Here is an 8,201-nt window from a genome sequence, read left to right on the forward strand (position 1 = left end):
GTGCCACCTCCGCGGCCGCGGCGCCGCCGCCCGCGCCGCCGGCCCCGCCGGACGACCCGGTGGCCGCGGCGGCACCCGCCGCTCCGACCCCCGCACTTCCGGCGATGATCCCGAGCGCCTTGGCGTACCCGGCGGCCCCGAACCAGCCGATGACCGCGACCGGGACGACACCGGGGATACCGCCGGCGACCTCTTCGATCTGCGCGGCCGCCAGCCGGCACTTGGCGCACTCCTCCAGGTGCTTGCGCAGGCCCCGCTCGGCGCGGATGCGCAGTTTGCGGCGGGCGTAGGTGCCGAGCTGGTCGGCGTAGCGGGCGCACTCCTGGTCGCCGGCGAGGGAAGCGCTGACATGGGCCTGGAGATAGGCCTGCTTCAGCCCCTCGCGCGCGCGGCTGGCGAGGACCCGGGTGCCGTTGGCGTCCAGTCCGAACAGGACGGCCACCTCGCTCGGGGACTCGTCCTCGACCTCGGTGTGCCACAGCACGGCCTGCCAGCGCTCGGGCAGCGAGCGGAATGCCTGCATGGCCATGGACTGCTCGGCGTCGTGCATCGCCCGCACATCGGCGCCGAGGTTCGCCGTGCCGTCGTCGGCCGCCTCGGAGGCGCGCGAGGCCTGCTGGGCGAAGACGGCGAAGTCGTCGACGAGCTGCTCGCGCCGGGCGGACTTGGTCCAGTGCGCGGCGACGCGCCGCAGGGAGGTCAGCAGATAGGACCGTACGGCATGCTCGGGCCCGGATCCGCCGCGCACGGCCTGCAGCATCCGCGCGAACACTTCCGCGGTGAGGTCGTCGGCGGTGTGCCCGTCGCGGCAGCAGGTGCGCGCATACCGCCGTACGGCGTCCGCGTGCCGGCGGTAGAGCTCCTCGTACGCGGAATCGTCGCCGCCGCGCATCCGCTGGATCAGCGCGCCGTCGTCGGGCGGCGTCTCCCGGGGCGGCGGCAGGGCGCTGCCCGCGCGCTGGGCGGGCACGCTCTCGCCGCTCCGCCCGCCGGCGGAAGCCGGACGCCCGCCCTGCTTCGGTACCTGGGGCGGGGTCAGGCCGGCGGCGGCCTCCGCGCCCGCGTCGTCACCGCGTGACTCGTCCCACCCGTCAACGCCCATCGCGCAACGCCCCCGGCACCGGCCCAGCCCAACCCGTCACCGGCTCAGGGTGCCACATCGTCTATTGTTCAAGGACCCCGTGTTCACGGCATCCACTCATCCGAGGGCCCTTGTCACCACGGGCCTACGATCACCACTCGAACGAGGGAACCGCAGTTCCCCAAGGGGTGCGGGGCCGTGTCCGAGATACGGCTCCGCCGCGTGGGCGCGATCAGCCACGATGAACCCGCAGCCCGAAGACGACGGGTCCATCCACCACGAACCGACTGTCGAACCCCTACGCGGGACGCGACCGCAGCCCCTCCAGCAAAATGTCCAGCAAGCGCGCAGAAGCCGCGGCCTGCTGCGCCGCATCCGGCAGGGACGGCGCCGCCGTGGCGATCACCAGCAGCACATCCCCGACGGACACATCCGTCCGCAGCTCACCCGCCGCCCGGGCCCGCTCCACCAGCTGGCCCACCACATCGAGCAACGCTCCGACCCCGCTGTCATCGGCGGCCCCAGCGGACTCCCCCGGCACCAGCCGAAGCTCACCGGTCCCCGGCTGCACCCGCTGCTGTGGCACCCGGGCCTCTTCGGCCAAGACCCCCGGAGCACCGCCCTCGGCCGAACCGGCGGGGCCGACGAGCACCTGCGGCGGCAGCAACCGCCCCGCCCCCGAGGCCACGGACGTCCGCAGGAACCGGGACAGCGCCGACCACGGCTCGTCCTCCTGCCCGAGCGCGGCCCGCGCCTGCTCGGTCAGCCGCGCGGTCTCCTCCTCGGCTATCCGCCTGACCAGCACGTCCTTGCTGGGAAAGCGCCGGTACACCGTGCCGACGCCCACCCGCGCGCGCCGCGCCACGTCCTCCATCGGCGCGCCGTACCCCAGCTCGCCGAAGACCTCACGCGCCGCACGCAGCACGTGCTCCAGATTGCGCTGAGCGTCCACCCGCAGCGGTGTGGTACGCGCCCCGTCCGCGCGTCCATTGCCCACCGCCGCGCTCACCGCCCCGCCACCGGGTGCGATGGCGGCTGCAGATGACCAATGCGTGTCCTGAACATGCATGTGTTCCCCCGGTAAATGACGTCTCCCCCCGGAGACTCTCCCCGCCACTGAATCCGGCGTGCATGGAACTGACCACGGTTTCGACCGGGTCCGCCCGTCGCGGCACCCGTTCGACCACAATCCCTACACCCCGTCGACACACGAACATAGTTGAGAGGAAGTCAATTCAGAAGGGGCAGGTTCCGCACAGTGCGCCCCCCGATCGGAGTACGGGTCTCGTACGTCCCCATTCGCCGCCTTCGCTCCCCCTCGCCCGCCCGCGCTGACCTGGCCCCTTTCGTCCTGCCCGGACACCGCGCCCGGCCCTGCGCACACCCGACCGCCGGTCACACAAATTGCCGGGGCTGTGGACAAACAACTGCGCCCGGTGCGTCATGGGATGGTGAAGGAACGTGCGCGCATTCTGGTTGTCGGCGGCGGCTACGTCGGGATGTACACGGCCCTGCGTCTGCAGCGGAAGCTGAAGGCCGAGCTCAGGCGGGGTGACGTCGACATCACCGTCGTCACTCCCGACCCCTATATGACGTACCAGCCATTCCTTCCCGAAGCAGCCGCGGGTTCGATTTCCCCTCGCCATGTCGTCGTACCGCTGCGCCGCGTCCTGGACCAGTGCCATGTCGTCGTCGGGGAGGTCACCTCCATCGACCACGCGGTGCGCACCGCCGCCGTCACGACGCTCGCCACCGCCGAGGAGGGAAAACCGGCAGAACTGCTCGGTTACGACGAACTCGTGCTCGCCCCCGGCTCCGTCTCCCGCACGCTGCCCATCCCCGGCCTCGCCGAGTACGGCATCGGCTTCAAGACCGTCGAAGAGGCCATCGGCCTGCGCAACCACGTCATCGAGCAGATGGACATCGCCTCCTCCACCCGCGACCCCGCGATCCGCGACGCCGCCCTCACCTTCGTCTTCGTGGGCGGCGGCTACGCGGGCGTGGAGGCGCTCGCCGAACTGGAGGACATGGCCCGCTACACCGCGCGCTACTACCACAACGTCCGCCCCGAGGACATGAAGTGGATCCTCGTGGAGGCCTCCGACCGCATCCTTCCCGAGGTCGGCGAGGAGATGGGCCGCTACACCGTCACCCAGCTGCGCCGCCGCAACATCCAGGTACTGCTGGGCACCCGCCTCGACTCCTGCGCCGACCGCGTCGCCGTCCTCAGCGACGGCCAGCGCTTCCCGACCCGTACGGTCGTGTGGACCGCCGGCGTCAAACCGCACCCCCTGCTCGCCGCCACCGACCTGCCGCTCACCGAGCGCGGCCGGCTGAAGTGCACCGCCCAGCTCACCGTCGACGGCACGGAACACGCCTGGGGGGCCGGAGACGCGGCGGCCGTACCCGACGTCACCGCGGCCGAGCCCGGCACCGAGACCGCGCCGAACGCCCAGCACGCCGTCCGCCAGGCCCGTACGCTCGGTGACAACATCGCGCACGCACTGCGCGGCGAGCCCCTGGAGACGTACGCCCACAAGTACGTCGGCTCGGTCGCCTCCCTGGGCCTGCACAAGGGCGTCGCCCAGGTCTACGGGCGCAAACTGAAGGGCTACCCTGCCTGGTTCATGCACCGTGTCTACCACCTCAGCAGGGTGCCCACCGTCAACCGAAAGGCCCGAGTTCTGGCGGAATGGACCCTCGCCGGGCTCTTTAAACGGGAGATCGTCTCGCTCGGTTCGCTCGAACATCCGCGAGCGGAGTTCGAACTCGCTGCCGGTGGAAAGCCTCCTCACAGCCGCTCGGACAACCCGAAGGGGTCGTCCTGACCGGACCCAGGAACTCCCCGGCCCGCCCAGGCGTCTGACCGATGTCGCCGCGGCCCGCCCCTGCCAGACTGCCCCACGTCCTCGGACGGGCCGCCCGCCCGCCCACAGCACCCACGAGGCTTCTTCCCAAGTGAACTTCACGCGCTGGAGCGCCCGGCTCCCCGGAACGCAGCGCCGCGCCGCCGCGCGGACCGAGACCCCGGTCTCCCCGGACCGGCGGGGGGAAGGCTCTGTCCCCGCAGCCCGCGCCGAACAGCCCACCGGCGACAGACCCCCGGTCCCGGCCGTCGACGAACTGCCCGCACGCGACGTCCTGGACCGCGTCCCGGCCCTGGTCGCCCTGGTGCACGGCCCCGACCACCGCATCGCCTACGTCAACGACGCCTACGTGGCCGCCTTCGGCGTACGACCCGCCGGCACACCCGCCCGCGAGGCGCTGCCCGAACTCGCGGAACTGGGCCTGCTCCCGCTCCTCGACCAGGTACTGCGCAGCGGCAAGCCCCGCACCCTGAAGTCCCGCAAGGCCGTCGACGGCCGCTCCTACACCTTCACCTGCACCCCCGTCGCCGAGGACGGCGACCGCGACGGCGGCGTCCTCGTGTTCGCCACCGACGTCACCGACCACGCCGAGGCCGCCGAACGGCTCCGCGCCAGCGAACGCCGCCAGCGCGAGACGGCGGTGACCCTCCAGCGCTCCCTGCTCCCGCAGGAGCTGGAACAGCCCGACGACCTGCGCATCGCCGCGACCTACCAGCCGGGCGGCACAGAGGCGGCGGTCGGCGGCGACTGGTACGACGTCATCACCCTCGGCGGCGGCCGCACCGCGCTCGTGATCGGCGACGTGATGGGCCGGGGCGTCCGCGCCGCGGCCGTCATGGGCCAGCTCCGTACGGCCGTCCGGGCCTACGCCCGTCTGGACCTGCCCCCGCACGAGGTGCTCCAGCTCCTCGACGGCCTCGCCATCGAGATCGACGCCAACCAGATCGCCACCTGCGTCTACGCCATCCACGACCCCAACGAGGGCCGGCTGGTCTACGCCTCGGCCGGCCACCTCCCGATCCTGGTCCGCGACGAGAACGGCACGGTCTCCCGCGCCGACGAACCCACCGGCCCGCCGCTCGGCACCGGCGGCTGGATGCACGCGTCGGGTTCGATCGCGCTGGGGCCGGGGTCGACGGCGGTCCTCTACACGGACGGCCTGGTCGAGCGCCGTGACGAGGACCTGGATGAGGGAATCGCGTCACTCGAACGCGCCCTCGCGGGCGCTACGGGCACCCCGCAGGTGATCTGCGACCGCCTGGTGCGCTCCGCCGGCGTCACCGCCGACCACGACGACGACGTCGCCGTCCTCGTCCTCCAGCACCCGGCCCGTACGGGCCCCGACGGCGACCTCTTCCGCAACGCGGCCCTGGAACTCCTCGGCGGCGTCGAAGCGGCGCCTCGCGCCCGTGCGTTCGCCTCCGGCGTGCTGACGAGTTGGCGTTTCCCGGTCGAGCTGCACGATCTCGGTGTCCTCGCCGCGAGCGAGCTGGTCGCCAACTCCCTGCAACACGGCACCCCACCCATGCGTCTCCGCCTCCGCCGCACCGACCGCCGTCTGATCATCGAGGTCACGGACGGGGACGACCACCTGCCGCGCCGCCGCCGCGCGGAACCGGGGGACGAGTCGGGCCGGGGCATCGCCATCGTGGCGACCATCGCGTCCACCTGGGGATGCCGCCGCACGCCGGGCGGCGGCAAGGCGGTGTGGTGCGAGTTCGTACTGCCGAAGGGCTAGGCGCCGTTCGGGGTTCTCGCCGTTGCCGGGCGCGGGTGCGTGGTGGGTTGCTCGCGCAGTTCCCCGCGCCCCTAGGGGTTGCAGTCGCCGCATCCGGATCCGTGCCGTAGCTGCGGGCAGCGCCCGACATGTGCCCGGCTACAGCACCGGTGCCTTACGCCTCCGCGGCCACCGGCTCCGCAGGCGCCCCACCCCGGGCGACCACCCGGGTCCCGCGGGCCAGCCAAGGCCGGTCCTGCACCGGGGTGAGCTGCCTCCCGAGACGCACCGCCAGCACCGAGATCCCCAGCGAGAACAGCAGGAACGTCACGATGTACGGCCCGTGCAGCTCGGCACCCAGCGGCCCGCCCACTGCCGGCCCGACGGCCAACGCCAGCTGCTTGACCAGTGCGAACGCCGAGTTGTACTGCCCGGCCATGCCCTCCGGGGCCAGGTCGGCGACCAGCGGCGCGACGGTCGGCGACAGCATCGCCTCACCCAGCCCGAACAGCGCGTACGTCGACACGAACGCGGCCGTCGCCATCTCCTGGCTGCCGTGCCCCAGCCCCGCATACCCGGCGGCCAGCCAGGCCACGGCCCAGATCAGACCGACAGCGGCGATGACACGGGAGCGCCGGCGCCGCTCCACGAACTTCAGCACGGCGAACTGGGCGACCACGATCATCAGCGTGTTCGCGGCCAGGGCCGTCCCCAGCGCGGAGGTGGATATCCCGGCTGCCTCGACGCCGTACGCGCTCAGCCCGGACTCGAACTGGCCGTAGCAGGCGAAGAACAGCACGAAGCCCAGCACACACAGCTGCACCATCGCCCGGTTCCCGAGCAGCTGCTTCCAGCTGCCCTTCGCCGAACCGGCCGGCGCGTCCTCGATCCGCGGCGAGTGCGGCATCCGCACCGTCGCCATCACCACGACCAGCAGCAGGAACATCGCCGCCTCGATCGCGAACAGCAGCGTGAACGACGACACGCGCGTGGTGTCGACGAGGTGACCGCCGATGAGGCCGCCTATACCGAGCCCCAGGTTCTGCAGGAAGAACTGCATCGCGAACGCCCGCGACCGCGTGTCGGCCGTGGAGCAGTCCACGATCATCGTCGCCAGCGCCGGCTGCATCACGGCCTGCCCGGCACCGAGCGCCGCGGCCGACAGCAGTACGGCGGCGGCGTTGCCCGCGAGACCCAGGCTCAGCGCCCCGATCGCGGCGGTGACCAGGGCGGCGAGCAGGACCGGCAGCGGGCCGCGCCGCACGATCGCCCGGCCGGCGAACGGCAGAACGATCAGCGCGGCCACGGCGAAGACGGCGAGCACGAGTCCCGCCGTCATGGCTCCCAGACCCCGCACCTGCGCCACATAGACGTACAGGTAGGGGACGGTGAAGCCGAGCCCGAACGCGCTGAGTGCGTTACCCACGTGGATCCGGCGCATCGCTGCGCCCATCGCCCTGGTCACGTTCACCTCTCTCACTAGTTAGACCTGAAGACTTCAAAGCTAAAGTTCGAAGCTAAATACTACACATGGAAGGACTTCAACGCAAAGGGCCTGCGTGCCATACTGCGGCCATGGCCGACACCGCCCCCGACGTCACAGAGCCGACGCTCGAAGAGCAGATCGCCGCCTACCAGCGCGAGTTCCAGGACCTGGACCCCCAGGTCGAGAAGATCGTCTCGGCGCTGTCCCGGCTCAACCGCCGCATGAACGTCGCCTACGGCCGCCAGACCTCCGGCCTCGGCATCAGCAACGCCGAGTGGGAGGTGCTCAAGGCACTGGTCCTGTCCGGCGCCCCCTATCGCCTGGGCCCCAGCGAACTCGCCAAGCGCCTCGGCCTCACCCCGGCCGCGATGACCCACCGGATCGACCGCATGGTTTCCGAAGGACTGGTCACCCGTGAGCGGGACGAGTCCAACCGCGTGCGGGTCATCGTCGAGCTGACCCCGGAGGGGCGAGAGAAGTGGCTGGAGGCGATGCGCCTCGCGACCGTCTTCGAGGAGGACCTGCTCCAGGACCTCACTCCGGCGGAGCGCGCGGTGCTCGGCGAGGTCCTGACCAGGCTCCTGCGCAGGGTGGAGCACGCCCAGCCGGACGCCGGCGGCCGCCTCAGCGACCTCGACTGAGACGGTCCCGAAAAAAATCTTGACGGAGCGGGTTGACGCCCCCCTGCCGAATCCGTAAAGTTCTCCGGGTTGCCGCAGAGCCGTAACGGTTCTCCGACAACACTCAGCCGCTTCGAGCGGCACCCCTCACACCATCAGCACGATCTCCCGGCCGGGTTGATTTCGGCGTGCCCGAATTCAATTCGAATGGAAGCCCGGTGGCCCGATTGGGAATCGCCGAGCGGATCCGCTAAGGTTTGAGACGTCGGAACGGCCCAACGGCCGGGAAGACAAGCCCCCCTGACTGGGAGTCAGACGCCGAAAGGATCTGATAGAGTCGGAAACGCCGGAAAGGGAAACGCGAGAGCGGGAACCTGGAAAGCACCGAGGAAATCGGATCGAGAAAAGATCTGATAGAGTCGGAAACGCA

The 8,201-nt window shown here is 71.4% G+C and carries 6 protein-coding genes; 3 read left to right on the plus strand and 3 right to left on the minus strand.

The window, feature by feature from the left end; translation table 11 throughout:
- Both ACWC0C_RS47575 and ACWC0C_RS47580 read right to left on the minus strand, forming a co-directional pair.
- Positions 1-1,102, minus strand: a 1,102-nt coding sequence (locus ACWC0C_RS47575; protein WP_450871412.1) for an RNA polymerase sigma factor, incomplete at its 3' end; no start/stop codon positions are given.
- A gap of 277 nt (positions 1,103-1,379) precedes the next feature.
- A complete protein-coding gene (locus tag ACWC0C_RS47580) occupies positions 1,380-2,150 on the minus strand; it encodes a TetR/AcrR family transcriptional regulator (RefSeq protein WP_449200134.1) in 771 nt (256 codons plus the stop codon).
- Between the two features lie 379 nt (positions 2,151-2,529).
- On the opposite strand from ACWC0C_RS47580, the gene ACWC0C_RS47585 reads away from it, so the two are divergent.
- Both ACWC0C_RS47585 and ACWC0C_RS47590 read left to right on the plus strand, forming a co-directional pair.
- On the plus strand, positions 2,530-3,909 hold the full coding sequence (locus tag ACWC0C_RS47585) for an NAD(P)/FAD-dependent oxidoreductase (RefSeq protein WP_450871413.1): 1,380 nt from the start codon (positions 2,530-2,532) through the stop codon (positions 3,907-3,909).
- Positions 3,910-4,039: 130 nt separating this feature from the next.
- On the plus strand, positions 4,040-5,686 hold the full coding sequence (locus ACWC0C_RS47590) for an ATP-binding SpoIIE family protein phosphatase (RefSeq protein WP_450871415.1): 1,647 nt from the start codon (positions 4,040-4,042) through the stop codon (positions 5,684-5,686).
- 154 nt (positions 5,687-5,840) lie between these two features.
- Here ACWC0C_RS47590 and ACWC0C_RS47595 read toward each other — a convergent pair whose 3' ends face one another.
- Positions 5,841-7,118, minus strand: a complete 1,278-nt coding sequence (locus ACWC0C_RS47595; protein WP_450871417.1) for an MDR family MFS transporter — start codon at positions 7,116-7,118, stop codon at positions 5,841-5,843.
- Between the two features lie 122 nt (positions 7,119-7,240).
- On the opposite strand from ACWC0C_RS47595, the gene ACWC0C_RS47600 reads away from it, so the two are divergent.
- A complete protein-coding gene (locus ACWC0C_RS47600; protein ID WP_449200137.1) occupies positions 7,241-7,792 on the plus strand; it encodes a MarR family winged helix-turn-helix transcriptional regulator in 552 nt (183 codons plus the stop codon).
- The last annotated feature ends 409 nt before the right edge of the window (positions 7,793-8,201 follow it).

Source organism: Streptomyces sp. NPDC001709 (assembly GCF_053596375.1).